This window comes from Devosia yakushimensis, assembly GCF_030159855.1.
In the GTDB taxonomy this organism is placed as follows: Bacteria; Pseudomonadota; Alphaproteobacteria; order Rhizobiales; family Devosiaceae; genus Devosia; species Devosia yakushimensis.
In genome coordinates this window covers 887,306-911,133 of sequence record NZ_BSNG01000001.1, presented here as the reverse complement: position 1 = coordinate 911,133, position 23,828 = coordinate 887,306, and the positions used below count along the sequence as shown (strand labels likewise).

20 protein-coding genes and 1 pseudogene are annotated in these 23,828 nt (G+C 62.2%); 5 read left to right on the top strand and 16 right to left on the bottom strand.

What is annotated here, in order from left to right; translation table 11 throughout:
- Nucleotides 1–4: 4 nt before the first annotated feature.
- The 9 genes from QQL79_RS04345 to QQL79_RS04305 all read right to left on the bottom strand — a co-directional run bounded on the left by QQL79_RS04345 (nucleotide 5) and on the right by QQL79_RS04305 (nucleotide 9,574).
- The gene (locus tag QQL79_RS04345; RefSeq protein WP_284388277.1) at nucleotides 5–469 is read right to left on the bottom strand and encodes a GFA family protein; all 465 of its coding nucleotides are present in this window, start codon (nucleotides 467–469) and stop codon (nucleotides 5–7) included.
- Between the two features lie 79 nt (nucleotides 470–548).
- Nucleotides 549–1,268 carry an NUDIX hydrolase gene (locus tag QQL79_RS04340; protein WP_284388275.1) on the bottom strand — a complete coding sequence of 240 codons (720 nt, stop codon included), beginning with the start codon at nucleotides 1,266–1,268 and terminating at the stop codon, nucleotides 549–551.
- 44 nt (nucleotides 1,269–1,312) lie between these two features.
- A complete protein-coding gene (ilvC, locus tag QQL79_RS04335; RefSeq protein WP_284388272.1) occupies nucleotides 1,313–2,332 on the bottom strand; it encodes a ketol-acid reductoisomerase in 1,020 nt (339 codons plus the stop codon).
- 4 nt (nucleotides 2,333–2,336) lie between these two features.
- Complete coding sequence (locus QQL79_RS04330; RefSeq protein WP_284388270.1) at nucleotides 2,337–3,011, bottom strand: TetR/AcrR family transcriptional regulator; 675 nt, start codon at nucleotides 3,009–3,011, stop codon at nucleotides 2,337–2,339.
- Nucleotides 3,012–3,098: 87 nt separating this feature from the next.
- Entirely contained in the window at nucleotides 3,099–3,518 is a 420-nt protein-coding gene (gene mce / locus QQL79_RS04325) for a methylmalonyl-CoA epimerase (RefSeq protein WP_284388268.1), read from the bottom strand.
- On the bottom strand, nucleotides 3,515–3,901 hold the full coding sequence (locus QQL79_RS04320; RefSeq protein ID WP_284388266.1) for a hypothetical protein: 387 nt from the start codon (nucleotides 3,899–3,901) through the stop codon (nucleotides 3,515–3,517). Before QQL79_RS04320 ends, mce begins: the two co-directional genes overlap by 4 nt.
- Nucleotides 3,898–6,012: a methylmalonyl-CoA mutase gene (gene scpA / locus QQL79_RS04315; RefSeq protein ID WP_284388263.1), complete on the bottom strand. Its 2,115-nt coding sequence runs from the start codon at nucleotides 6,010–6,012 to the stop codon at nucleotides 3,898–3,900. Before scpA ends, QQL79_RS04320 begins: the two co-directional genes overlap by 4 nt.
- Nucleotides 6,013–6,014: 2 nt before the next feature.
- On the bottom strand, nucleotides 6,015–8,030 hold the full coding sequence (locus tag QQL79_RS04310) for an acetyl-CoA carboxylase biotin carboxylase subunit (protein WP_284388261.1): 2,016 nt from the start codon (nucleotides 8,028–8,030) through the stop codon (nucleotides 6,015–6,017).
- A gap of 11 nt (nucleotides 8,031–8,041) precedes the next feature.
- Nucleotides 8,042–9,574 (bottom strand): acyl-CoA carboxylase subunit beta, encoded by a 1,533-nt coding sequence (locus QQL79_RS04305; RefSeq protein ID WP_284388259.1) that lies wholly within the window; start codon nucleotides 9,572–9,574, stop codon nucleotides 8,042–8,044.
- A gap of 453 nt (nucleotides 9,575–10,027) precedes the next feature.
- Between QQL79_RS04305 and QQL79_RS04300 the strand changes: the two are divergent.
- The 3 genes and pseudogenes from QQL79_RS04300 to QQL79_RS04290 all read left to right on the top strand — a co-directional run.
- A pseudogene (locus QQL79_RS04300) lies at nucleotides 10,028–11,206 on the top strand (MFS transporter); the annotation flags it as partial.
- Between the two features lie 355 nt (nucleotides 11,207–11,561).
- The gene (locus tag QQL79_RS04295) at nucleotides 11,562–12,686 is read left to right on the top strand and encodes an NADH:flavin oxidoreductase/NADH oxidase (RefSeq protein WP_284388255.1); all 1,125 of its coding nucleotides are present in this window, start codon (nucleotides 11,562–11,564) and stop codon (nucleotides 12,684–12,686) included.
- A 115-nt stretch (nucleotides 12,687–12,801) separates the two neighbouring features.
- Nucleotides 12,802–13,236, top strand: coding sequence for a hypothetical protein (locus QQL79_RS04290; RefSeq protein WP_284388253.1), 435 nt, complete (start codon nucleotides 12,802–12,804; stop codon nucleotides 13,234–13,236).
- A 58-nt stretch (nucleotides 13,237–13,294) separates the two neighbouring features.
- On the opposite strand, the gene QQL79_RS04285 is transcribed toward QQL79_RS04290, so the two are convergent.
- The 4 genes from QQL79_RS04285 to QQL79_RS04270 all read right to left on the bottom strand — a co-directional run bounded on the left by QQL79_RS04285 (nucleotide 13,295) and on the right by QQL79_RS04270 (nucleotide 18,724).
- Nucleotides 13,295–14,536 (bottom strand): FAD-dependent oxidoreductase, encoded by a 1,242-nt coding sequence (locus tag QQL79_RS04285; protein WP_284388251.1) that lies wholly within the window; start codon nucleotides 14,534–14,536, stop codon nucleotides 13,295–13,297.
- Nucleotides 14,537–14,545: 9 nt separating this feature from the next.
- Nucleotides 14,546–16,471 (bottom strand): potassium transporter Kup, encoded by a 1,926-nt coding sequence (locus QQL79_RS04280; protein ID WP_284388249.1) that lies wholly within the window; start codon nucleotides 16,469–16,471, stop codon nucleotides 14,546–14,548.
- A 158-nt stretch (nucleotides 16,472–16,629) separates the two neighbouring features.
- Entirely contained in the window at nucleotides 16,630–17,244 is a 615-nt protein-coding gene (locus tag QQL79_RS04275) for an NADPH-dependent FMN reductase (protein WP_284388248.1), read from the bottom strand.
- Nucleotides 17,245–17,518: 274 nt separating this feature from the next.
- The gene (locus tag QQL79_RS04270; protein ID WP_284388246.1) at nucleotides 17,519–18,724 is read right to left on the bottom strand and encodes a multidrug effflux MFS transporter; all 1,206 of its coding nucleotides are present in this window, start codon (nucleotides 18,722–18,724) and stop codon (nucleotides 17,519–17,521) included.
- 185 nt (nucleotides 18,725–18,909) lie between these two features.
- Between QQL79_RS04270 and QQL79_RS04265 the strand changes: the two genes are divergently transcribed.
- A complete protein-coding gene (locus tag QQL79_RS04265; RefSeq protein WP_284388244.1) occupies nucleotides 18,910–19,557 on the top strand; it encodes a TetR/AcrR family transcriptional regulator in 648 nt (215 codons plus the stop codon).
- 44 nt (nucleotides 19,558–19,601) lie between these two features.
- Here QQL79_RS04265 and QQL79_RS04260 read toward each other — a convergent pair whose 3' ends face one another.
- The 3 genes from QQL79_RS04260 to QQL79_RS04250 form a co-directional block, all read right to left on the bottom strand.
- A complete protein-coding gene (locus QQL79_RS04260) occupies nucleotides 19,602–20,345 on the bottom strand; it encodes a pyridoxine 5'-phosphate synthase (RefSeq protein WP_284388241.1) in 744 nt (247 codons plus the stop codon).
- Between the two features lie 76 nt (nucleotides 20,346–20,421).
- Entirely contained in the window at nucleotides 20,422–20,976 is a 555-nt protein-coding gene (gene ilvN / locus QQL79_RS04255) for an acetolactate synthase small subunit (protein WP_284388239.1), read from the bottom strand.
- A gap of 156 nt (nucleotides 20,977–21,132) precedes the next feature.
- Nucleotides 21,133–22,902, bottom strand: a complete 1,770-nt coding sequence (locus tag QQL79_RS04250) for an acetolactate synthase 3 large subunit (RefSeq protein WP_284388238.1) — start codon at nucleotides 22,900–22,902, stop codon at nucleotides 21,133–21,135.
- A 336-nt stretch (nucleotides 22,903–23,238) separates the two neighbouring features.
- Here QQL79_RS04250 and QQL79_RS04245 point away from each other — a divergent pair, with 336 nt between their 5' ends.
- The gene (locus QQL79_RS04245; RefSeq protein ID WP_284388236.1) at nucleotides 23,239–23,697 is read left to right on the top strand and encodes an SRPBCC family protein; all 459 of its coding nucleotides are present in this window, start codon (nucleotides 23,239–23,241) and stop codon (nucleotides 23,695–23,697) included.
- Nucleotides 23,698–23,828 lie beyond the last annotated feature (131 nt).

The following is a 23,828-nucleotide window of genomic DNA, read 5'->3' as shown; positions in this document are numbered from 1 at the left end:
TCACTCAATCCTGATGCGGGCGGGTCCAGGCCTCGAACAAAGGTGTCCGATCGACCGCGCCCTTGGCGAAATTGACTTGGCCCGGATCGATTTCGACCCAGGCCGCCTTGCTGTCGGTCCAGATATTGCCAACCGGCGCGGCCCAATCGAGATCGTCAAGCGTGCCGGCGCGCACCACCTTGATGTTGCCCACCGGTGGATCGTTCCAGAGCCAGTTGTGGCAATGGGCGCAGAAATTCATGACGATGACATTGCCGCTATCGGCCTTGCGGTCATAACGCTCGGTCTTGCCGCCCAGCAGCTCGAAATCGCCGTCCCTGACGACCATCGACATCGACCAGGCCGCGCCCGAAAACCGCTGGCAGTCCTTGCAGTGGCAGTTATAAACCGAAAGCGGTGATGCCCTCAGCCGATAGCGCACCGCACCACACTGGCAACCACCCTCAACCGGAAACTGCGGCAAGCTCATAGCATCCTCCCGACTCGACATTTTGCCAAGCCAGGGCAGGTTTTAGCCGAGTTTACGGAATCAAAGAAGTAGCCGGCCGCTAAACGATCCGGCTAGCCGCAAAGGCCTCCGCCACCGCTATTGCATAAGGCACCGCCCTAGCCTGCCTTGCCTCGTCGGGTGAATGGATGGCGATGACATCGGCCAGTTCGCGATGGTCCTGAGCGGCGAGGTTGGCGCGAATGCGCCCCAGCAGGTCCGCCGCCGGCTCGGCGAAACGAAATACCCGGCCCAGCGACAACCTTGGACCGTCCAGCACAGCGACAGTCATACCAGTTTCGGCATCACTGGCGACGAGGCCGGTTTCCTCGCTCAGTTCGAGCGCCATGGCGCCCAGGGCATCCACCCGCCCGTCCGGCAAGACGTCGCGCGGCTCGAGCGAGCCGCCGGGCGGATAGACGCGGCCGGCATTGGCGGTTTGCCCACCCATTACCCCGTAAATGAGCGCGCCATCGCTGCTGACGATCAGCGCCCAGACGAAAGCATGGCTGAGGCCAATATCCGGGAAGCCGCGGCTGCGCCAAAGCATGAATGCCGAATAGGCATCCTCGCGCGCCTCCACCTGCAATCTTCCATCCATTATCCCGACAGGACCGCCGCCGGGCGCCGCCAGCCCGAGAATACGCCCATCCCAGAGATGGGGATTGGCGGCCAAGGCGGATCGCCAAAAATCGGGCACCTCCTCGCGCATGGCCTGCGGCAGCGGCCAGGCGCCGGGCACCAGGCGAATGTCGATGTCCGAAACGGGAACGATCTGCATGGCAGAAAAGAAACGGCCGGGATTTCTCCCGGCCGCCTTGTCTCTTAGTTCTTGGCCTTGTCGACCAATGCGCCGGCCTTGATCCAGGGCATCATGTCGCGCAGCTTGCCGCCGACTTCTTCGATGGCATGCTCGTCGGCCAGGCGACGGGTCGCCTTGAAGCGGGCGCCGCCCGACTTGATTTCCTGCATCCACTCGGAGGTGAACTTGCCCGACTGGATGTCATGCAGCACGCGCTTCATTTCGGCCTTGGTTTCCGAGGTGATGATGCGCGGACCGGTGACATATTCGCCCCATTCGGCCGTGTTCGAGATCGAGTAGTTCATGTTGGCAATGCCGCCCTGGTAGATCAGGTCGACAATCAGCTTCACTTCGTGCAGGCACTCGAAATAGGCCATTTCCGGGGCATAACCGGCTTCGACCAGGGTTTCGAAACCAGCGCGGATCAGCTCGACCAGACCGCCGCAGAGCACGGCCTGCTCACCGAACAGATCGGTTTCGCATTCTTCGCGGAAATTGGTTTCGATGACGCCGGAACGGCCGCCGCCAACGCCCGAGGCATAGGCCAGGGCGATATCATGGGCATTGCCCGAGGCGTCCTGATGCACGGCGATCAGACATGGCACGCCGCCGCCCTTGGCGAATTCGCCGCGCACGGTATGACCCGGGCCCTTGGGGGCGATCATGATCACGTCGACGGTCGACTTGGGTTCGATCAGGTTGAAATGCACGTTGAGGCCATGCGCGAAAGCCAGGGCAGCACCATCGCGGATATTGGGCTCGATATGCTGCTTGTAGATGTCGGCCTGCAGCTCGTCAGGGGTCAGCATCATGATGACATCGGCCCATTTGGCAGCGTCGGCAACACTCATCACCTTGAGGCCTTCGCCCTCGGCCTTCTTGGCCGACGGGGAACCGGGACGCAGGGCGACCGCAATATCGGTAACGCCCGAGTCGCGCAGGTTCAGCACATGGGCATGGCCCTGCGAACCGTAGCCGACAATCGCTACTTTCCGCGACTTGATGATGTTGAGATCGGCATCCCGATCGTAATAGACGCGCATTGGACTACTCCCTGTTATGCGTGGCCCCTGCCCCATAAAGGGCAAAGAATTGGTCTGTCGCAGCCTTCACATCGGCTTCGATATTGGCCTCGACATTGGATTGGGTCAGCGTGCTGTCGCCGAGCAGCAGACGGATCTGCACATCGCGGACGACAAGGCCGAAAAAGGTGCGATAGGCATCTTCGCTGCTGGTAAAGCGCAGCAGGCGCGCTTCCTTGCCCGCTTCGAGAATGGGCTTGAGCCGCCGGCGAATGCCCATCGGTCCGTTTTCGAGCACGATCAGGCCGAGCCGGTCTTTTTCCTGCGCCGCATGGGTAATGGCGGTGCGGTTCAGCGTCACCGAGACATCGCCGATGATGACGGTCAGCAGGTCGCGGGCAAATTGCTCGATGCTGAGCCGCAGCGCCTTGGCGCTGAGATGGGATCGGTCGACCTGCGGCATGCGCACCTTGGCCGCCTGCCACTGCACCGTGGCCGTCAGCAGCCCGTCGCGGTCGCCGAACCACTTGTAGAGCGTTTCCTTGGAGCACGAGGCGCGGCGCGCCACCGCGGTCATGGTGAGCCCGTCCCCGTTCTCCACGAGCAAATCCAGCGCCGCCGTCAGCACTGCCTGCTGGCGGGGGGTGAACGTCTCTTCATTGACCTTGATGGTCAGCGGCACGGGCCAAACCTCACTCACTTCGGATTTCGACGTGAGGCGTACCGTACGGTACGGTTCGATGCAAGAGATTTGTTTCAGCCCATGGCGACGAATGCCCGGGAGACCCTAAAGCGGGTGACGCACGGGAGCAACTTCTTCCAGCTCGATCAGCGTCCCATCGAAATCCTTGGGATGCAGAAACACCACCGGCCTTCCATGCGCGCCGATCTTGGCCTCGCCCAACATACGCGCACCACCAGAAGTCAGCACGCCCACCGCCGCCGCCAAATCGGGCACCTCGAAGCAGATGTGGTGCATGCCCCCGCCCGGATTCTTGGCGAGAAATCCGCCAATCGGCGAGCCCTCCCCCAGCGGCTCCAGCAACTCCACTTTGGTATTGCCGGTATCAATAAACACCACACTGACCCCGTGCTCCGGCAAAGCCTGCACCGGCCCGGCCTGCGCCCCCAGCTGGTCCCGGTATTTCGCCGCCGCTGCGGCAAGGTCCGGCACGGCAATAGCAATGTGATTGAGCCGCCCGATCATCGCGCCAATATCTCATTGTCGTGAATGGTGAGCGTCTCGAATTCGATATGCCATTGCTCGCTGGTGGACATCACGATGTCTATGCGGGTCGTGCCGGCTTTCGTTATGGCGTAGGCATGCGCAATCGACGCGGGCCCGGCGAGAATAGTGGTATGGAATTTGTTCTGTCCCGCTGCGATCGAGAATGCAGAAACCCCGGTAAAAGCCAGTCGAGCGGGGCGAGGGACATAGTCGGCCGCCCCTTCAAAATTCCAATTGAGATCCGCCACCTCGATATCGATCATACTCTGCTCGACGGCGTAGATAACGCGTCGCACGCTGACATCGTGCAACTCGCCCAAATCGTGCAGAAAGCTCGCCGGATCATCGATGATGCTGCTCATCGATTGCTCAGCCTTCCCTCGATCTGGCTCAACACCGAAAACGCCGCCGCCAGCACATTGGTCCCCGGCCCGAAAATCTCTGCCACCCCCGCATCGAACAGGAAATCATAATCCTGCTCGGGAATGACCCCGCCCACGATCACCGTGACATCGCCCAATTCGCGGTCTTTCAGGGCCGCCATCAGCTCGGGCACCAGCGTCTTGTGCCCGGCCGCAAGCGAGGACACGCCCACCGCATCCACCCGGAATTCATCGGCATGCGCGGCCACTTCCGGCGCCGTCTCGAACAGCTCGCCCATATGCACCACAAAACCCAGATCGGCGAAGGCCGAGGCGATCACCTTGGCGCCCCGGTCATGCCCGTCCTGCCCCATTTTGGCGATGAAGATGGACGGCGCCCGACCCCGTGCCGCCTTGAACGCCGTGATGCGCGCGGCAATGGCCGAAAATTCGGGGTCGTCGCCATAGCTGGCGCCATAGACGCCCGAAATCACCCGCGTAACCGCCGCATGCCGGCCGAACACATCCTCCATGGCCTGGCTGATTTCGCCCAAAGTGGCCCGCGCTCGCGCCGCCTCGATCGCCGCTTCGAGCAGATTGCCTTCATCCTTGGCGGCAAATTCGCGCAAGCCCGCCAGCATCTGCTGGCACTTGACCTCGTCCCGGCTTGCCCGCACCCGCTCCAGCTGCGCGATCTGCTCGGCCCGCACCTTGGCGTTGTCGATTTCGCGCACGTCGATAGCGTCCTCGGTGTCCAGCCGATAGCGGTTGACGCCAACGATCACGTCTTCGCCTCGATCCACCCGCGCCTGCCGCAAGGCCGCCGCCGTCTCGATGGCCAGCTTCGGCCCCCCGGACTGCACGGCCCGCGTCATGCCGCCGGCCATTTCGGTTTCCCCGATCAGGAGCTTTGCCCCCGTCACCAATTGACTGGTCAGCGCCTCGATATAATAGGAGCCACCCAGCGGGTCGACCACATCGGTCACCCGGCTTTCATGCTGCAGGATCAACTGCGTATTGCGCGCTAGCCGGCTCGAAAATTCAGTCGGCAGGGCAATCGCCTCATCGAACGAATTGGTGTGGAGGCTCTGCGTCCCCCCCAACACCGCCGCCAGCGCCTCGATCGTGGTGCGGATCACATTGTTATGCGGGTCCTGCTCGGTCAGCGACACACCCGACGTCTGGCAATGGGTACGCAGCATCTTGCTCCGAGGGTCCTGTGCCCCCAGCCCAGTCATGATCTCGCTCCACAGCCGCCGCGCCGCGCGGAGCTTGGCGACTTCGAGAAAGAAGTTCATGCCAATGCCGAAAAAAAAGCTCAGCCGCCCGGCAAAACCGTCGATATCGAGCCCCCGCGCCTGCGCCGCCCGCACATATTCCATGCCATCGGCCAGCGTATAGGCCAGCTCCTGCACAGCGGTCGCCCCCGCCTCATGCATGTGATAGCCCGAGATCGAAATGGAATTGAATTTGGGCATGCGCCGCGCCGTATGAGCGATGATGTCGCCCACGATCCGCATCGAGGACTCAGGCGGGTAGATATACGTATTGCGAACCATGAACTCCTTGAGGATGTCGTTCTGGATCGTCCCTTCGAGCTTGTCCTGGCTCACGCCCTGCTCTTCCGCGGCCACGATGAACATGGCCAGCACCGGGATCACCGCACCATTCATGGTCATGGACACGCTCATCTGATCGAGCGGAATGCCGTCGAACAGCTGCTTCATATCCTCGACCGTGTCGATTGCCACCCCGGCCTTGCCGACATCACCAATCACCCGCGGATGGTCGCTGTCATAGCCGCGATGAGTCGCCAGGTCGAAAGCGACGGACAGCCCCTTCTGCCCTTTTTCCAACGCCTGCCGATAAAACGCATTGCTCTCCCGCGCGGTCGAGAAGCCGGCATATTGCCGGATGGTCCAGGGCCGGTTGGCATACATCGTCGCGCGCACACCGCGAGTAAACGGCTCGACACCGGGGATCTCGGCACCATCACCGAAATAGACGGGCCAGACGGGAATGCCGCCATAATCGCGGTCGAGGGAGGAAAGCGGGATGTCGCGCAGTTCCTTCTGCGCGAGCGCGGCCCAACGGGCGAAGTTAGTGGGCACGACTAAACCCCCTCAAACTCGATCATCACCTGATCCACCGCCAGCACAGCCCCCGGCGTCACATGCACCTTGCTCACCCGCGCCCGCTTCTGCGCCTTGAGCACATTCTCCATCTTCATCGCCTCGACAATGGCCAGCGTCTGCCCGTCCTCGACGACATCGCCCACCGTCACATCGATCCGCACCACCTGCCCCGGCATCGGGCACAGCAGGAACTTGCTCATATCCGGCGGCACCTTCACCGGCATCAGCGACAGCAGCCGCGCCACATGCGGCCGCACCACCATCACAGCCAAATCCGCCCCGCAATAGCGTATCCGAAAACCCGACGTGGTCCTGTTGACCTTGACGACACTGGCCGCCCCACCCGCCCATTCGATCCGCGCAATAGTCCGTCCCGGCGCCCAGTCAAATCGCTCGGCCATCGCCGCCTGATCGAACAGGTTCAGCTCCCAGCTCCCCTCCGGGTCCAACCGATGCAGCTTGAGGGGCACCTGTTCGCCCTCGATCACCACCACCCATTCGCCATAGACTTCGGTGGAATGACCGAGCGGCGCATGCGCCACCTGCCCTTTGCGATCCTCCAGCACCAATTGCATCATCGCCGCCACCGCCGCGACTTCAAACACCCGCCCGCGCGGCAATTCCGCCCCGGAAAACCCCTCGGGAAATTCCTCGGCAATATAGCCCGTGGTCAGCCGCCCCTCGCGGAACCGCTCCTGATCCATCACCGTCGAGAGGAACGGCAGATTGTTCCCCACCCCCTCGACCTCAAAACTGTCCAGCGCCGTCGCCATGGCATCAATTGCCTCGATCCGACTCGGCGCCCAGGTGCACAGTTTTGCGATCATCGGATCGTAAAAGGTCGAAATCTCCCCGCCCTCGAACACCCCGGTATCGTTGCGCACCACCAGGCCCGCATCGGCACTCTCCACCGGCGGCCGATACCGCGTCAGCCGCCCCGTCGATGGCAAGAAATTCCGATACGGGTCTTCAGCATACAGCCGGCTCTCAATAGCCCAGCCATTCAGCTTCACCTCGTCCTGGCGCAGCGGCAGCGCCTCGCCATTGGCGACGCGCAGCATCAGCTCCACCAGATCAAGCCCGGTGATCAGCTCGGTCACCGGATGCTCCACCTGCAGCCGCGTATTCATCTCGAGGAAATAGAAATTGCGCTTGTTATCGACGATGAACTCCACCGTACCCGCGCTCTGGTAGCCGACCGCCTTGGCCAGGGCCACCGCCTGCTCGCCCATGGCCCGCCGCGTCTCCGCATCGAGAAACGGGCTCGGCGCCTCCTCGATCACCTTCTGGTTGCGCCGCTGGATCGAGCACTCCCGCTCATTGAGATAGAGCACATTGCCGTGCCCATCCCCAATCAGCTGGATTTCGATATGGCGCGGATCGGTGACGAATTTTTCGATGAAAATCCGGTCATCCCCAAACGAGCTCGCCGCCTCGGACTTGCTCCGCTCAAAGCCCTCCCGCGCCTCGCCATCATTCCAGGCAATCCGCATGCCCTTGCCGCCGCCACCGGCCGAGGCCTTGATCATCACCGGATAGCCGATCTCCTTGGCAATCGACACTGCCTCCGCCGCGTCGGCGATCAGCCCCATATGCCCCGGCACAGTCGAAACCCCGGCCTCCGCCGCGATTTTCTTGGAGGTGATCTTGTCCCCCATCGCCTCAATGGCTTTCACCGGCGGCCCGACAAAAATAATCCCCGCCGCCGCCAGCGCCTCTGCAAATCGCGGATTCTCGCTCAGAAACCCATAACCCGGATGCACCGCCTCCGCGCCGGTCTCCCGACAAGCGGCAATGATCTTCTCAATCGAAAGGTAAGATTCCTTGGCCGACGACGCCCCAATATGCACCGCCTCATCCGCCATCCGAACATGCAGCGCATCCCGATCGGCATCGGAGTAGACCGCCACTGTCGCGATCCCCATGCGCTTGGCGGTCTTGATGACGCGGCAGGCGATCTCGCCGCGATTGGCGATGAGGAGTTTGGTGATCATGCCGTCCCCCCTCACAGCGGAATATTCCCATGCTTCTTCTTCGGCCCCTCGCTCCGCTTGTGCCTTAGCGTGGAGAGCGCCCGGATCACCCGCCGTCGCGTCCCATGCGGCATGATCACATCGTCGATAAACCCGCGTTCCGCCGCCACAAACGGATTGGCGAACCGCGCCTCATATTCCGCCGTGCGCTTGGCGATCTTCTCCTTGTCGCCCAGCTCGGACCGATAGAGGATCTCGGTAGCCCCCTTGGCCCCCATCACCGCGATCTCGGCCGACGGCCAGGCATAGTTTACATCCGCCTTGATGTGCTTGCTCGCCATCACATCATAGGCCCCGCCATAGGCCTTGCGGGTGATCACCGTCACCAGCGGCACGCTCGCCTCCGAATAGGCAAACAGCAGCTTGGCCCCGTGCTTGATGATCCCGCCATATTCCTGCGCCACGCCGGGCAAAAATCCGGGCACATCGACAAAGGTCAGAATGGGAATGTCAAAGCTGTCGCAAAACCGGATAAACCGCGCCGCCTTCTTGGACGCATTGATGTCGAGACACCCCGCCAGCACCAACGGCTGATTGGCCACCACGCCCACGCTCTCGCCGTCGAGCCGGATAAAGCCGACGAGAATATTGCCGGCATGCTCCTTCTGCAGCTCCAGAAAGTCCCCCTCATCGGCGACCTTTTCGATCACTTCGCGCATGTCGTAGGGCTTGTTGGCGCTGTCGGGGATGATCGTATCAAGGCTCATATCGCCCCGGTCGGCCGGATCGCTCGTCGCCACGTGCGGCGGCTTCTGCCCATAGGCCAGCGGCAAGAAGCCGAAGAGCCGCCGCACTTCGAGTAGCGTTTCGATATCATTGTCGAAGGCGGCATCGGCCACCGAGGAAATCTTGGTATGCGTCGAAGCCCCGCCCAATTCCTCCTGCGTCACGCTCTCATTGGTCACAGTCTTGACCACATCCGGCCCGGTGACGAACATGTAGCTGGTATCCCTCACCATATAGATGAAGTCGGTCATCGCCGGCGAATAGACCGCCCCGCCCGCGCACGGCCCCATGATCACCGAAATCTGCGGCACCGCGCCACTGGCCTGCGCATTGCGCCAGAACACATCGGCATAGCCCCCCAGCGAGGCCACACCCTCCTGAATGCGCGCCCCCCCAGAATCGTTGAGCCCGATCACCGGCGCCCCATTCTGCATGGCCAGATCCATGATCTTGCAGATCTTTTTGGCATGGGTCTCGCTTAGCGAGCCGCCGAACACGGTGAAATCCTGGCTGAACACATAGACCAGCCGCCCCTCGATCGTGCCCCAACCAGTCACCACCCCATCGCCGGGAATGATCGTTTCGGCCATGCCGAAATCCACCGCCCGATGGGTAACGAACATATCGTATTCTTCAAAACTATGCGGATCGAGCAATACATCGAGCCGTTCGCGCGCCGTCAGCTTGCCCTTGCCATGCTGCGCGTCGATCCGCCTTTGCCCCCCGCCAAGCCGCGCCTGAGCACGCTTATCCTCCAGTGCGGCAATAATCTTTTGCATCGGCGGTTCCCCCGTCTTTGTTGGGGAGACTAGCCCGACAAATCCCCCTGTCGAAAGCGAAAACTCGGCGCTGGCCCCCGTTTCCCGCTCTGCGATACCGGCGAACCGGCAGCTACCTGCCCGGCGCATTCATCAATGCGCTGTTCGTAACCTGATATGTAGTGGCCGGCCAGGCGACTCAATTCCCGGTCAGCTAAAGCCCAATCCAGGCCGATTATTGCCACCGGGGCGCTCGCCGCCGCGGCGGTTTTTATTGCCGAAAAAGCGCAGCGAAATGAGTTCTCTAGCGAAAATCCCGGGCCACTAACGCAGAAAAAACAAGACCTTTGGCTCATTAAGATCCATTTTACGGCGCGGCCTCGCCGCACCAAAATCGAATAAAACAAGCTATTGCTTTTCAAATTGCCAAGAATATAACAAGGCATCGCTTGTTTATTCCAAGGGGGAGTAGCTATGTCTGAATCTTCCAGCAGCGGGAGCTGGGCGGAGATCTTTGCGCCGCGCTATGCGACGGTAACGCTGATCCTGTGCCTGGGCGTCGCGCTCTTCGCCTTCAATGCCTTTCTGGCCGGCACTGCGCTGCCAACCGCGGTGCTGCATCTGGGCGGGATCGAGCTGATTTCCTGGGCGCTGACGCTTTATCTGGTCTTTGCCATCATGGGCGGCGCGGGCGCAGCGCTGATCAAGCAGCGTCTCGGCTCGCGCACCGCCCTTCTGGCCTCCAGCGCCGTTTTCCTTGTCGGCACGCTGATCGCTTCCAATGCCTCAACCATGACCGAAGTCCTTATCGGCCGGTCGTTCCAGGGGCTGGGCGAAGGCATCGTCGCGGCCATCTGTTTCGCGCTGATCCCGGAACTCTTCCCTGCCCGCCTAGTGCCCAAAGTGTTCGGCACGCAGGCGTCGGTCTGGGCCGTGGCTGCCTTTGGCGGCCCCTTGCTTGCGGGCCTGCTGACCGAACTGGTCTCCTGGCGCGCTGCCTTCCTGGTCAATGTGCCACTGGTGCTGATCTTTGCCGTCATGGTGGCCTTCGTCGTGCCCGGCAAAACGGCCAGCAATGCCGAAAGCCACGGCTTCCCCGGCATTCGGCTGCTCACCATTGGCGGCGGCATCATGCTGGTCGCCCTGGCCGGCATCGCAGCGCCATTGTCGGCGACCGCTTTGCTGGTCGGCGCGGCCGTGCTGCTGGTCGGCTCGGTGCTGCTCGATCGCCGCAGCCGCGTCCGGCTGATGCCGACAGGCGCTTTCTGGCCCAATTCGGTCATCGGAAGCGGCTTCTGGGTCGTGCTGCTCATGCCCATCGCCGGCGCTTCGTCAGCCGTCTATCTGGTGCTATTGGTGCAGCAGCTCTGGGGCTATGGCCCAACCCTGGCCGGGGCCATCGGCGCGGTTATGGCCGTCGCCTGGAGTCTGTCGGCCATCACCGTGGCCAATGTGCGCCAGCGTGAAACCCGCAAGACCCTGATCCGCACCGGCCCGGCGCTGATCGCCCTTGGCCTTGCCGGCATCCTCACCGGCCTGTTGCTGGGTCAGATCGCCGTCGTTCTGGTTGCACAACTGGCCCTGGGCTCGGGCTTCGGCATCTGCAATGGCTACCTGAACCTGACATTGATGGAATCGGCCAGCGACGATGACCGCGACCGCACCTCGGCACTGCTGCCCACCACCCAGTCGGCCGGCAATGCCATCGGCGCTGCCCTGGCCGGGGTTGCCGCCAATTCGGCCGGCTTTGCCACAGCAGTAACAGTCGGCCAGATCCAGCACGCGATCGTCCCGGTCTTCGTGATGGGCGCCGCAATGGCCGCCTTGGCCTTCCTCGCCGCATTGCGGATGACCGGACTGGTCGGGCGGGAAGCGGCGCAATCGTCGTTCGCCACCGCGCAATAAGAGCAGACGCAGGATCGCATCCATCGGCACTTGCCGATGGATGCGGGAATATGCATGCTGGGGGCCAGCCGCCTCCCGGCCTGTTTGATCCTGCGAGCTCTCAATGCCCCAACTCTTTTCGCCTGCCACGCTTCGCGGCGTGACCCTGCGCAACCGCACCGTTGTCGCCCCCATGTGCCAATATTCGGCCAAGGACGGCTTCGCCACCGACTGGCATCTGGTGCATCTTGGGCGCTTCGCCATTGGCGGGTTCGGGCTGGTGATCGTGGAGGCAACCGGCGTCGTGCCGGAGGGCCGCATTTCCTATGGCGATCTGGGCCTGTGGAAAGACGAACATATTCCGGCCCTGGCCCGTATCGTGCAGTTCATCCAGAGCCAGGGCGCCGCTGCCGGTATCCAACTGGCCCATGCCGGCCGCAAGGCCTCGACCCCCGTGCCATGGCGCAATGGCTTTGACGAAACCGAGGCAGAAAAGCCCGCCGTGGGCTTCGAAAGCTGGACGCCGGTGGCGCCAAGCCCGGTGATCCATACCGAGAACCGCAATTTCACCAAGCCGGATGAGCTCGACGAGGCCGGCATAAACAACGTCATCGAGGCTTTCGCGGCCGCAGCGGTGCGCGCCAATCAGGCCGGTTTCGACACAGTCGAAATCCACGCCGCCCATGGCTATCTGCTCAATCAATTCCTCTCCCCGCTCGCCAACAAGCGCACCGACCGCTATGGCGGCAGCCGCGAAAATCGCATGCGGCTGGTGCTGGAAGTGACCGAGGCGCTCCGCGCCGTCTGGCCGGCCGACAAGCCGCTGATCGTACGCCTGTCGGTCAGCGACCAGCACCCCGATGGCTGGCAGACCGAGGACAGCGTCGTGCTGTCGCGCGAACTCAAGGCGCGCGGCGTCGACGCCATCGACTGCTCGAGCGGCGGCTTTGATGGCGCCTCGATCAAGACCGGCCCGGCCTATCAGGTGCCGCTGGCCAAGGCCGTGCGCGATGGCGCCGATATTCCGGTGATGGCCGTGGGGCTGCTGGGCGGCGACCCGGAGGCCGACGATGCCCTGATCGCCAAGGGTGACACCGATTTCATCGCCCTGGCGCGCGGCGCGCTCGATGATCCGAACTGGCCTCAGCATGCCCAGAAAACACTCGGCATCGCCGATTATGACCTGTGGCCCAACCAGACCAAGCGCGTGAAGGAATGGCAGCGCGTGATGAGTGCTGTGGCCGAATAGTCCCACCACAATCAAAGCCCGGTGAGCCAACGCAAATTTGCCGTTTTTGCGCTGGCACACTTGGCATGCAGGGAAGCGGTCACCAGATCAGGGACGCACAACGGGAGACGAGTGGATGGATACCAAGGCTGCGATCATTGCGCTGATGAGCGTCTGGGGCGTTGGCGCCACCGCCTTGCCCGCTGCGGCGCAGGACGCCCAGGATGTCGAAGACGCCACCGACGATACCGGGGAAATGGAAAATCCCCTGCTCAACAAGGTCTGGGTGCGCACTGACGACGATCCCTCGCGCCCCGGCCCGATGCAGATATTCCTGGCCGATGGCACATTGGTCTCCGACAGCTGCTGGGAAACCTATCGCCTCTCGAAATGGCAGCAGGTTTCAGACACCGCGATCAGCTGGGACGAGGACGGCATGACCATCAATGCCGATATTTCGAGCCTCACGGCGACCGAACTGGTGCTGAGCCTCAAGCTGGGTAGCGAGGTACAGGAACAGCATTTCGCCCTGGCGAGCGTGCCCTATGTTTGTCCGGACATGGTGAAGTAGCAGAGGTCGCCACCCTCGGGCCTGACCCGAGGGCCGTCACCTCCCGAAGCCTTGCCCACTAGAACCCCGGCGGCTTTTCCAGTTCCAGCTTTTTGATCGGTGACAGCAGCGCCCCCGCGACGATGGCCGCGAGCAATTGCGGGGCCGGCGGAATTTTGGCCAGCGCCGAAACGAACAGATCCCGGACCATGGGCAGCATCCGGCTATCGGACTGGTAGAAGGGCGTGAACATGGCGCTGAGCGCCTGATAGAGCCGCACATGGCCGCGCCGCAGCCTCGCATAATGCGCCAGGGCCTTGTCCAGATCGTCCGGATGGTCGCGCAAGGCCAGGTGCAGCGCCCTGGCATCGAGCAGCGCCATATTGGCGCCTTGCCCCAATTGCGGGCTGGCCGAATGCGCACTGTCGCCGACAAAGGCCAGTGCCTCCCCGACCGGCATGGCCATGGTGTGATGCGCATACCGCGCCAGGGTCATGGCAGAAAAATCCTCGACGGCATCGAGATGAGGCCGCACTTCGGGCCAATGGCCAAGCACAGCCTCTTTCCACGCCGCAAAGCCTTTTTGCCTCAGGGCCTCGTAATCGGCCGGCTTGAGACTCCAGAAGAAAGCGGCCAGTTCCGGCCCCTCCGGCACGGCGCGGCCGATGGGCAAAACTCCGATCATGACGCTGGCCCGCTGGTAACGCTGCGTCAACGCCGTCGGCTCGAAGCCGTCGCCCTGCCATGGCACGGTGCCCCAGATCGCGCCAAACGGCAAAGCACGTGCCTTGCCCGGGCCGCTGGAATGCGGCTTGAGGGGCGAACCGCCGCCCAAGCAGTCGATCACCAGATCGAACGGCTCGCTCTGCTGGTCGCCTTCGAACAGGACGGCGCGGCGGCCGGCGGGCAAGTCCGCCAGGGCCTGGACCGATTGGCCGGTGCGGATGGAAATGCCTGCCTCCAGCACGGCATCGTGCAATACGCCGAACAGCGCCGCCCGATGAATGCCCAGGCCCCGGCCAATGCCAGGCAGGCTGTGATAGCGCACATCGAGCACCACCCGCCCCGACCGCGCATCGGCGCCATGCAGCCGGTCGAGCGGCGCGCCAAGCGCGCATATGGCCTCAAAGAGCCCTAGATCATGCAACACGGCCTGGCCGGTGGGCTGCAGAATCAGCCCCGACCCCAAGGGTCTGGGCGCGTCGAACCGTTCGAGAATGACCGGCCGGTGCCCCAGACGGTGCATATAAAGCGCGGTGGCAAGGCCCGCCGGCCCCGCCCCGCAAATGGCGATGTCCAACGCCTTGCCCGCACCCGTCATCCCGGCAGGCTACAAAACAACCTGCGTGCCGATCTCAACGACGCGACCAGTAGGGATGTGGAAATAGTCGGTGGCGTCGCTGGCATTGCGCGCCAGCCGCGTGAACAGACGATCCTGCCACCAGCGGAGCAAGCCCGTCTTTGGGCCCGGTTTCAGCGAGCGGCGGGACAGGAAGAACGAGGTCGACATGATGTCGAACTTCCAGCCCAGCTTGCGGCCCAGCGCCAGCGCCTTGGGAATATTGGGCGTTTCCATATAGCCGAAGGTCACGATGACGCGGCTGAACAGCTCGTTATAGGCATCGATCGTCACCTTCTCATCATCCGGCACGCGCGGTGAGGCCGAAGTACGAACGGTCAGGATGACATTCTGCTCATGCAGCACCTTGTAATGCTTGAGGCTGTGCAGCAGCGCAGTGGGCGCCCCCTCGATATCGCTGGTGAGGAAGACGGCCGTGCCGGGAACCGTGGTGGGCTTTTTCTTGGAGAGATTATCGACCAGGAATTGCAGCGGAACTTCGTCGCGCCGCGTCTTTTCCGACAAACGCCGCCGGCCGGCGATCCAGCTCCACATCAGCATCGCAACGATACCGGCGACCACCGCCGGCACCCAGCCACCCTGGAACAGCTTGGACGCATTGGCGATGAAGAAGCCTCCATCGAGAATGGCGAAGAAGGCGCCGAACCCGATCACCGCCAGCGGGTGCCACTTCCAGTTGCGCCACATCACCACGACGAGCAGCATCAGGGTGACGATCATGACGCCTGATACCGCAATGCCATAGGCATGCGACAAGGCTCCGGAACTGCGGAAGGCCACGACCAGCAGAAGCACGCCGACCATCAGCATGGAATTGATCTGCGGCATGTAGACTTGGCCGCTTTGCGTTTCGGAGGTGTGCTGCACCACCATGCGCGGCAGCATATTGAGCGCGATGGCCTGCTGGGCCAGGCTGAACATGCCCGAAATCACCGCCTGGCTGGCGATGATGGTGGCGGCCGTGGCTAGGACGACAAAGGGCACCAGCGCCCATTCGGGCTGCATCTCGAAAAACGGGCTTTCCACATTCTCGACGCCAACCTTGAGCACGAAGGCGCCCTGCCCGAAATAATTCAGCAGCAGGCATGGAAACACCATGCCGAACCAGGCAATGACGATCGGCTTGCGCCCGAAATGGCCGAGATCGACATAGAGCGCCTCGGCGCCGGTCACCGCCAGGAAAATGGCGCCGATGACCACGAAGGCAATGCCGAGATGGGAGAAGACGAATTCCACGCCTAGCAATGGGTTGAGGGCCCAGAGCACCGCCGGATAGTCCGTGATGTGGAAAAGGCCCGATATGCCCAGGGTCAGGAACCACAGGCCCGTTATGGGTCCGAAGACAATGGACACCTTGGCCGTGCCGAATCTCTGCACCATGAAGAGGCCGATAATCAGCACGATGGTAATGGGCACCACGAACCGGGTGAGGTCGGGCGCCACCACCTCGAGCCCTTCCACAGCCGAGAGCACCGACATGGCCGGCGTGATGATGGCGTCGCCGAAAAACAGCGCCGCCCCGATGATTCCGAGTCCGGTAATCCAGGCCGGCGGGTGGGTGAATGTCTTGCGCGCCAGGGCGATCAGCGACAGCGTGCCGCCTTCGCCATTATTGTCCGCACGGGTGACGAAGAACACGTATTTGACGGCCACCGTCAGCGTCAGCGCCCAGACGATCAGCGACAACAACCCCAGAATCTCGACATCGCTCGATGCCGCGCCGGGCCGGATATGCATGGCTTCGCGGAAAGCGTAGATCGGACTGGTGCCGATATCGCCATAAACCACGCCCAGTGCACCGAGCACGAGGACGGGAAGATGCTTGTCGGATGGGGAGTGTACGGCGCCGCTCGCATCGGCTCCGGCGGCTTCGCCGGCAGCGTTGGTCTGCGTCATGAACCTTGTGCTCTCTTGGTCAGGGCGGGCGCCGCTATACACCGGGCGACCGTTACACACAACCACGGCATCGCAAAGCTTTCAATACAACAGGGGCCGCCCCTTCTGGAACGGCCCCTGCTGGTAAACGAAGGCTTGGAGGTCTTCGTAAGGCTAAATTACTCGGCAGCCTGCACGAGAGCAGCGTCTGCATCGCGGGCAACCTTGGTTGCCTTGGCCCACCAGGTCAGCTGGTCCAGCATGTCCTTGGCGGAGTTGCCGATCGAACTTTCGAGGTCGGCAATGGTCTTGGTGCCGCCGAAACCGGGATGGACGGCAGCAAAATCTGCGCCGCCGATGTGGACGGCCGAACGGGTCGGGACCATCTGCAGCTCGACGCCGATATTGCGCAGGTGCTCGACGGCACGGGCGCCACCGACGGAGCCATAGCCCACAGCGCCGAACGGCTTCTTGTTCCAGTTCACATAGGCCTGGTCGAGAGCGTTCTTGAGAGCGCCGGTGATGGAGCGGTTATATTCAGCGGTGACGAAGACATAGCCGTCGAATTCGCTGATCTTGTTCTGCCACTTGACCGCATTGTCATTGGCCGACGGCATCCATGCATTGGAGGCCATTTCGTCAAAGAACGGCAGGTTGAAGTCGCGCAGGTCAACGATTTCGGCTTGCAGCTCGGGGCGCTCGTTGATCTTTTCGGCGATCCACTTGGCAGGCAGTTCACCAAAGCGGGTCGGGCGGGTGGACGAGATGATGACGGCGATTTTGAGTTTGGACATTTGAAGCCCTCCTTGGTAACAAATCGTAACTGAGGCGATATATGTGCCTACGCCTTCAGCTCGCAAGGAGGCACTAAATTGTCATCCGGTCACCAGAATCCGCCTAGGGCACATTCTTGTAAGTATCGGAAACCCAAGGATTTTGACCCGAACCAGCGTGGATGAGCGGCCCGACTGACCTCATTCGTCCGCATGCCCAAACGCATTGTTCGAAAAAGCCGATCAACGCTGCCCATAAAAAAGGCGCCGGAGGGCCAATCCGGCGCCAGTCAGATTATTCAGCGGCCGCCGCGAGGGGAGCTGGGGTCCGCTTGATGGTCAGCCGCGTGAGAACGAAGGCGATGACGGCGCAGGCGGCAATGCCCAGCACCATGGGCTTGGCCGTGCCATCGAAGAAACTGCCGACCACGCCCATGACCACCGCCGCGGTCACCAATTGCAGTGTGCCCATCAACGCCGAAGCCGTGCCGGCAATGGCGCCATGCTCTTCCAGCGCCAGGACGGCCGTGGTCGGAATGACCAGTCCGAGGAAGCCATAACCGACAAAGAGCAGGACCGCGAGCACATCGAGCCGGTCGACGCCCAGCGCAAAGACCAGGGCCAAAGCCACCATCACCACGATGAAGCCGCTGACCGCCGTCCGCACCACGGCATTGAGCCCATAGCGCCGGGTAAGCAGGCCCGTCAGTTGCGAAACGCCGATGAAGGAGATCGCGTTGATCGAGAACATGATGCTGTATTGCGTCGGGTTGAGCCCGTAATGGTCGATCAGGACGAAGGACGAATTGGCGAGATAGGCCATGAAGCTCGACATGCCGAAGGCGCCGATCATCGACAGGCCCAGGAAATTACGGTCGCGCAGCAGCACGCCATAGCCGCGGATTGCGCTGCCGACACTGCTCTCAAGCCGCGCCGAGGCTGGGCGGGTCTCCTTGAGGAAGAAGGCAATCAACAAAATGCCGAACAGGCCGATGCCCGCGACAGCATAGAAGATCGCGCGCCAGTCGCCGAACTCGACGATAAGGCTGCCCCCCAGCGGCGCCAGAATCGGCGACACCGAGAACACCAGCATCAAAAGGCTCTGCAACTGGGCCGCGTCGGCGCCGGTATAGCCATCGCGCACAATGGCGCGTGGCAGGGCCATGGCAGCGCAAGCGCCGATCCCCTGCACGAAGCGGGCCGCCACCAGCCATCCAATGGAGGGCGCAACGGCGCAGGCAATGCCGCCAAGGGTGAACAGTGCCAGGCCGAAATAAAGCGGCGGCTTGCGCCCCACCATATCGCTGACCGGGCCATAGAACAGCTGGCAGACCGCGATGGCGGCCATGAAAGCCATGAGACTGGCCTGCACCTGGGCAGTATCGGCGCCCAGGCTCGTGCCGATAGCGGGCAAAGCCGGCAGATACATATCGATGGCGAAGGGACCGATGGCCGACAGCAAGCCGAGCACCAGCGCTGCGCGCAGGATCGTTGGGTTCATTTTGCGAATACCTTCTGGGCCGCTGCCAAGGCAACGGGCCGCACATGGGGAAAGCTGTTCGGCGCGGTGGGGAGGCACGGCAGCCGATACGACGATATTGGACACTTCTGTAAAATCAGTCAAGCATGCGCGTCAAATATTTTTGACAATGTTGTAAAAATAGGCAATTCGTGTATGGTGACCGCATGAGCCAGATCGCGTTGCTACCCACCGAAAAAGCCTTCCCGCGCGCAGTCGCCAAGCGGCAGGCGATTCTCGATGCAGCCAAGCGCGCCTTTGTCCGCGATGGCGTTGGCGGCGCCAGCATCGATGCCATTGCCGTGGATGCCGGGGTTTCCCGGCAGACCGTCTACAACCAGATCGGCGACAAGGATCAGCTCTTCGTTGCCGTGGTCGAGGATGTGACGGCCCGCTCGAGCGCATCGCTGATGCAGGTGCTACAGAGCTTTCCCGACAGGCCGGATGATATTGACCAGGCGCTGACCAATTTCGCCGAGGGACTGCTGGGCCGCTGCATGTGCGATATTGATGGCCGTGCGCTGGCCTCCCTGATGCAGCGCGAAGCCCACCGCTGGCCGCATTTGTTCACTGCCTGGAAGGAATATGGGCCGGGCAAGGATTGGCCTGTTATCGCCGCCGTCTTCGCCAAGCTCGGGTATGACGGCTATCTTGAGATCGACGATGCCAGCCTGGCGGCCCGCCACTTCATGGCGCTGATCAATGCCGATCTGCCCAAGGACGAAGGCCTGTGCACCCGGCCAAGTGAGGCAGCGGTGCAGAAGGCGGCCAAGGCGGGGGTCGGCACCTTTTTGCGAGCATTTGGGAAGCGGTAGACGCTTCACCACCCCGTGATGGGTCAGGGTACCCGGCGACGCGCCTACCCTTCCAGCACTTCCCGATAACGCCGCACCGCCTCAGCAAATCCCATCAGCAGCGCGTCGGCCGTGATGCCATGCCCAATCGAGGCTTCGTCGACCCCTTTGACCGCCGCCTGGAAGGCCGGCAGGTTTTCCAGCGTCAGATCATGCCCGGCATTGAGCCCCAGCCCTGCCGCATGCGCCGCCGCCGCCGTATCGGCCAGTGCGGCGAGTTCCACTTCTGCCTGTTCCGGATCGTCATAACACCCGCCATAGGGCCCGGTGTAAAGCTCGACGCGGTCGGCGCCGGTGGCCTTGGCCGCGCTGATTCCGGCAGCGCCCGCATCGGGGTCGCAGAATAGCGAAATCCGGCGGCCCGGCTGCTTGAGCTTTTGCACCACCGAGGTCAGGAAATTGTTGTTGGCGTGGAAATCCCAGCCATGATCCGACGTCGCCTGGGCCGGATCGTCCGGCACCAGGGTCACCTGCTGCGGATTGACCGCTTCGATCAGCGCGATGAAATCGTCGCTGGGATAGCCCTCGATATTGAATTCGGCGTTCGGATAGTCCTCGCGCAGCAAGGCCGAGAGATCGAATACGTCCGTGCGGCGAATGTGCCGCTCATCGGGCCTCGGATGCACGGTCACGCCGCTGGCGCCGGCGTCCAGCACCACGCGGGCCATGCCGATCACGCTCGGCCAGGGCAGGTCGCGCCGGTTGCGAAGCTGGGCGACGGCATTGAGATTTACAGAAAGCAGGGTCATGTCAGGTCATAGCTCAGGCGGCGATGCCGGACAGGTACACCCTGCCCGAACATTTCGCTACCCGGCTAATGGCTGACTACATGCTCTGCGGACCACGCGAAATCGCCGCGAGACCGGTGCGCACCACCTCGACCAGCCCAAGCGGCTGCATCAGGGCGATGAAGCTATCGATTTTGGCCGGCTTACCAGTCACCTCGAAAACGAAACTCTCGACCGAGGCGTCCACGATCTGGGCGCGAAAAGCATCGGCCAGGCGTAGCGTTTCGGCGCGGTGATCGCCCGAACCCGCCACCTTGATCAGCGCCAGCTCGCGCTCCAGCGAAGCGCCCTCGGCGGTCAAATCGTGCACCTTGTGCACGGGCACGAGGCGCTCGAGCTGCAGCTTGATCTGGGTCAGCGTCTTCGGCGTGGCAATGACAACAACGGTGATGCGACTAAGTCGCCGCCCGTGTTCGGTCTCACTGACGGTCAAGCTTTCGATATTATAGCCGCGCGCCGAGAACAGGCCGACCACACGGGCGAGAATACCCGGCTCGTTATCGACCAGCACCGAAAGGGTGTGGCGTTCGATATCCTGGGTCTCCTTGGTCAGGAAATAGGCCGAGCCGGTGGGCTGCAGATGTGCGTTCATTTTTGGTTCCTCAAGGCTTTGGATCGTTGCACTGCCCCACCACCCCCACAGTGTCATTCCCGCGAAAGCGGGAACCTCTGTTTAGTGGCAAGGAAAACGGAGGTTCCCGCTTTCGCGGGAATGACCTGGTGAATAGTCACCGGGCTCCGTGCGCAATCACACCAATTGCCGTCCCTTCTCGTCGATGATGTCCCCGATATTGGCGGTATCGGGCAGAATGATCTCGTTATGCGGCTTGCCCGAGGGGATCATGGGCAGGCAGTTCTCGTCCTTTTCCACGATCACGTCGAACAGCACCGGGCCGTCATAGTCGAGCATTTCGGCAATGGCTGCGTCGAGTTCGGCCGGGTTTTCGCAGCGAATGCCCTTGCCGCCATAGGCCTCGGCCAGCTTGACGAAATCGGGCAGCGATTCCGAATAGGAATGCGCGTAGCGCGACCCATGCAGCAGGTCCTGCCACTGCCGGACCATGCCCATGCGCTCATTGTTGAGGATAAAAATCTTGATCGGCAGGCGATATTGCACTGCCGTCGACAGCTCCTGCATGGTCATCTGCACGCTGGCCTCGCCGGCAATGTCGATCACCAAGGCATCGGGATGGGCCACCTGCACGCCAACGGCGGCCGGCAGGCCATAGCCCATTGTGCCCAGGCCGCCCGAGGTCATCCAGTGATTGGGCTGGTCGAAATGGAAATGCTGGGCGGCCCACATCTGGTGCTGGCCGACTTCGGTGGTGATATAAACCTCCTTGCCCTGCTTCCTTGTCGCCTCATAGAGCCGCTCAATGGCATATTGCGGCTTGATGGTCGTGTCCGAATTCTTGTAGCCGAGCGAATTGACCGCGCGCCATTTCTCGATCTGCTTCCACCAGGGCGCGATAGCCTCGGTGCGCGGCTGATTGGTCCTGGAGCGCCAGATGCGGACCATTTCGGCCAACACGCGTTCGCAATCGCCGATGATCGGGATATCGACGCGCACGACCTTGTTGATCGAGCTGGGATCGATATCGACATGGATCTTGCGGCTATTGGGCGAGAAGGCGTCGATGCGGCCGGTAATGCGGTCGTCAAAGCGCGCACCGATATTGATCATGACGTCGCAGTCATGCATCGCCCAGTTTGCTTCGTAAGTACCGTGCATGCCCAGCATGCCCATCCATTGCGGGTTTGACGCGGGGAAAGCGCCCAGACCCATCAGGGTCGAGGTCACGGGGAAGCCGGTCAGCTCGGCCAGTTCGCGCAGATGCTTGGAAGCTTCGGGGCCGGCATTGATCACGCCGCCGCCGGTATAAAAAATCGGCCGTTCGGCCTTGAGCATCAGATCGACCGCCGCCTCGATGGCGGCGCTGTCGCCATCCATCTGCGGGCGGTAGCTCTGGTGGCGCAGGGTATCGAGATCGGGCATGTAGTAATCGCCCAGCGCAAACTGCACATCCTTGGGAATGTCGATCACCACTGGGCCGGGGCGGCCGGTCGTGGCAATGAGGAAGGCCTCATGCATGATGCGCGGCAGGTCTTCCACGCGCTTCACCAGGTAATTGTATTTGGTGCAGGAGCGGGTAATGCCGACCGTGTCGCATTCCTGGAAGGCGTCGCTACCGATGAGAGTGGTGGGGACCTGGGCGGTGATGCAGATCAAGGGGATGGAATCCATCAGCGCGTCTGTGAGGCCGGTCACCGCATTGGTCGCGCCGGGGCCCGAGGTCACCAGCACCACGCCGGGCTTGCCGGTGGAGCGGGCATAGCCTTCGGCCATATGGGTCGCGCCCTGCTCGTGACGCACCAGAATGTGCTGAACCTTGTCCTGCTGGAACATGGCGTCATAGATCGGCAGCGCCGCGCCGCCGGGATAGCCGAAAATATGCTCGACGCCCTGATCGGTCAGCGCCTGTATCACCATTTCTGCGCCGGTCATCTGTTCGGCCATCGTAAAAGTCCTTCCCTGGTCCAAATCTGGGAGCCCGTTCTCGTAGCGGCAAAAACCGGGCAATAAAAAAGGCCCCGTTCGGGACCTGTTTTCGGCGCACCAGCTATCGCGCGGGATTTTATCCCACGTTGCCGATGCGCCTGCCTACTACGAGAATGAGTGCCCGCACGGGACCTCTCCATAAAAATACCGGCGCATTGATAGGAGCAAGGCGGCGCAGGTGTCAATAGCCCAATGGCAAAGCGCCAGAAACTTAACTTCCAACTTAATCGTTGACAGGTCACATTCCATAACTTAAGCTTCTACTTAACAGTTAAGCCAGAGAGGAAACCCCACATGACCGACCGTTCCATCGCCCACGGCACTTTCGTTATCGAGCGCAAATATCCTGCCGATCCCACACGCGTCTTCCGCGCCTGGGCCGATCCCGATATCAAGAAGCGCTGGTTCGCCGCCGGCAATGACACCAAGGTTTTTGAATTCCGCGAAGGCGGCCGCGAATACGCCGAGGGCGACGGCCCCAATGGCGGCAGCTACACGTTCGACGTGACCTATCAGGACATCGTGGAGAACAATCGCATCGTCTACACGTACCAGATGAGCCTGGGCGGCAAGCGCATTTCGGTTTCCGTCGCCGCGGTCGAACTCTTCCCCGACGGCAAGGGCACCCGCCTCACCGTCACCGAACACGGCTGCTTCTTCGATGGCCTCGACACGGCCGACCAGCGCAAGCAGGGCACCGAATGGCTGATGGGCGAATTGGGCAACGAACTGGAACGCCAGTTGGCCAATTGACGGGCGGTGTCTCGGTAGACCCCTACCGCCCATTTTTGTCGACAAACAGCGCAAACAATTGTCCAAGGTGGTGACACCCTGGACAATGAACCCTGCCGATGAACGCCGCCACCTTCCCCCTGCCCGACCAT

Coding starts and splice junctions, on each gene's coding strand:
- QQL79_RS04305 (WP_284388259.1), bottom strand. CDS start 9,574: ATGCAAAAGATTATTGCCGCACTGGAGGATAAGCGTGCTCAGGCGCGG.
- mce (WP_284388268.1), bottom strand. CDS start 3,518: ATGATCGGGCGGCTCAATCACATTGCTATTGCCGTGCCGGACCTTGCC.
- QQL79_RS04290 (WP_284388253.1), top strand. CDS start 12,802: ATGGATACCAAGGCTGCGATCATTGCGCTGATGAGCGTCTGGGGCGTT.
- ilvC (WP_284388272.1), bottom strand. CDS start 2,332: ATGCGCGTCTATTACGATCGGGATGCCGATCTCAACATCATCAAGTCG.
- QQL79_RS04345 (WP_284388277.1), bottom strand. CDS start 469: ATGAGCTTGCCGCAGTTTCCGGTTGAGGGTGGTTGCCAGTGTGGTGCG.
- QQL79_RS04270 (WP_284388246.1), bottom strand. CDS start 18,724: ATGAACCCAACGATCCTGCGCGCAGCGCTGGTGCTCGGCTTGCTGTCG.
- ilvN (WP_284388239.1), bottom strand. CDS start 20,976: ATGAACGCACATCTGCAGCCCACCGGCTCGGCCTATTTCCTGACCAAG.
- QQL79_RS04295 (WP_284388255.1), top strand. CDS start 11,562: ATGCCCCAACTCTTTTCGCCTGCCACGCTTCGCGGCGTGACCCTGCGC.
- QQL79_RS04310 (WP_284388261.1), bottom strand. CDS start 8,030: ATGATCACCAAACTCCTCATCGCCAATCGCGGCGAGATCGCCTGCCGC.
- QQL79_RS04285 (WP_284388251.1), bottom strand. CDS start 14,536: ATGACGGGTGCGGGCAAGGCGTTGGACATCGCCATTTGCGGGGCGGGG.
- QQL79_RS04280 (WP_284388249.1), bottom strand. CDS start 16,471: ATGACGCAGACCAACGCTGCCGGCGAAGCCGCCGGAGCCGATGCGAGC.
- QQL79_RS04265 (WP_284388244.1), top strand. CDS start 18,910: ATGAGCCAGATCGCGTTGCTACCCACCGAAAAAGCCTTCCCGCGCGCA.
- QQL79_RS04320 (WP_284388266.1), bottom strand. CDS start 3,901: ATGAGCAGCATCATCGATGATCCGGCGAGCTTTCTGCACGATTTGGGC.
- QQL79_RS04245 (WP_284388236.1), top strand. CDS start 23,239: ATGACCGACCGTTCCATCGCCCACGGCACTTTCGTTATCGAGCGCAAA.
- QQL79_RS04275 (WP_284388248.1), bottom strand. CDS start 17,244: ATGTCCAAACTCAAAATCGCCGTCATCATCTCGTCCACCCGCCCGACC.
- QQL79_RS04260 (WP_284388241.1), bottom strand. CDS start 20,345: ATGACCCTGCTTTCTGTAAATCTCAATGCCGTCGCCCAGCTTCGCAAC.
- QQL79_RS04250 (WP_284388238.1), bottom strand. CDS start 22,902: ATGGCCGAACAGATGACCGGCGCAGAAATGGTGATACAGGCGCTGACC.
- QQL79_RS04340 (WP_284388275.1), bottom strand. CDS start 1,268: ATGCAGATCGTTCCCGTTTCGGACATCGACATTCGCCTGGTGCCCGGC.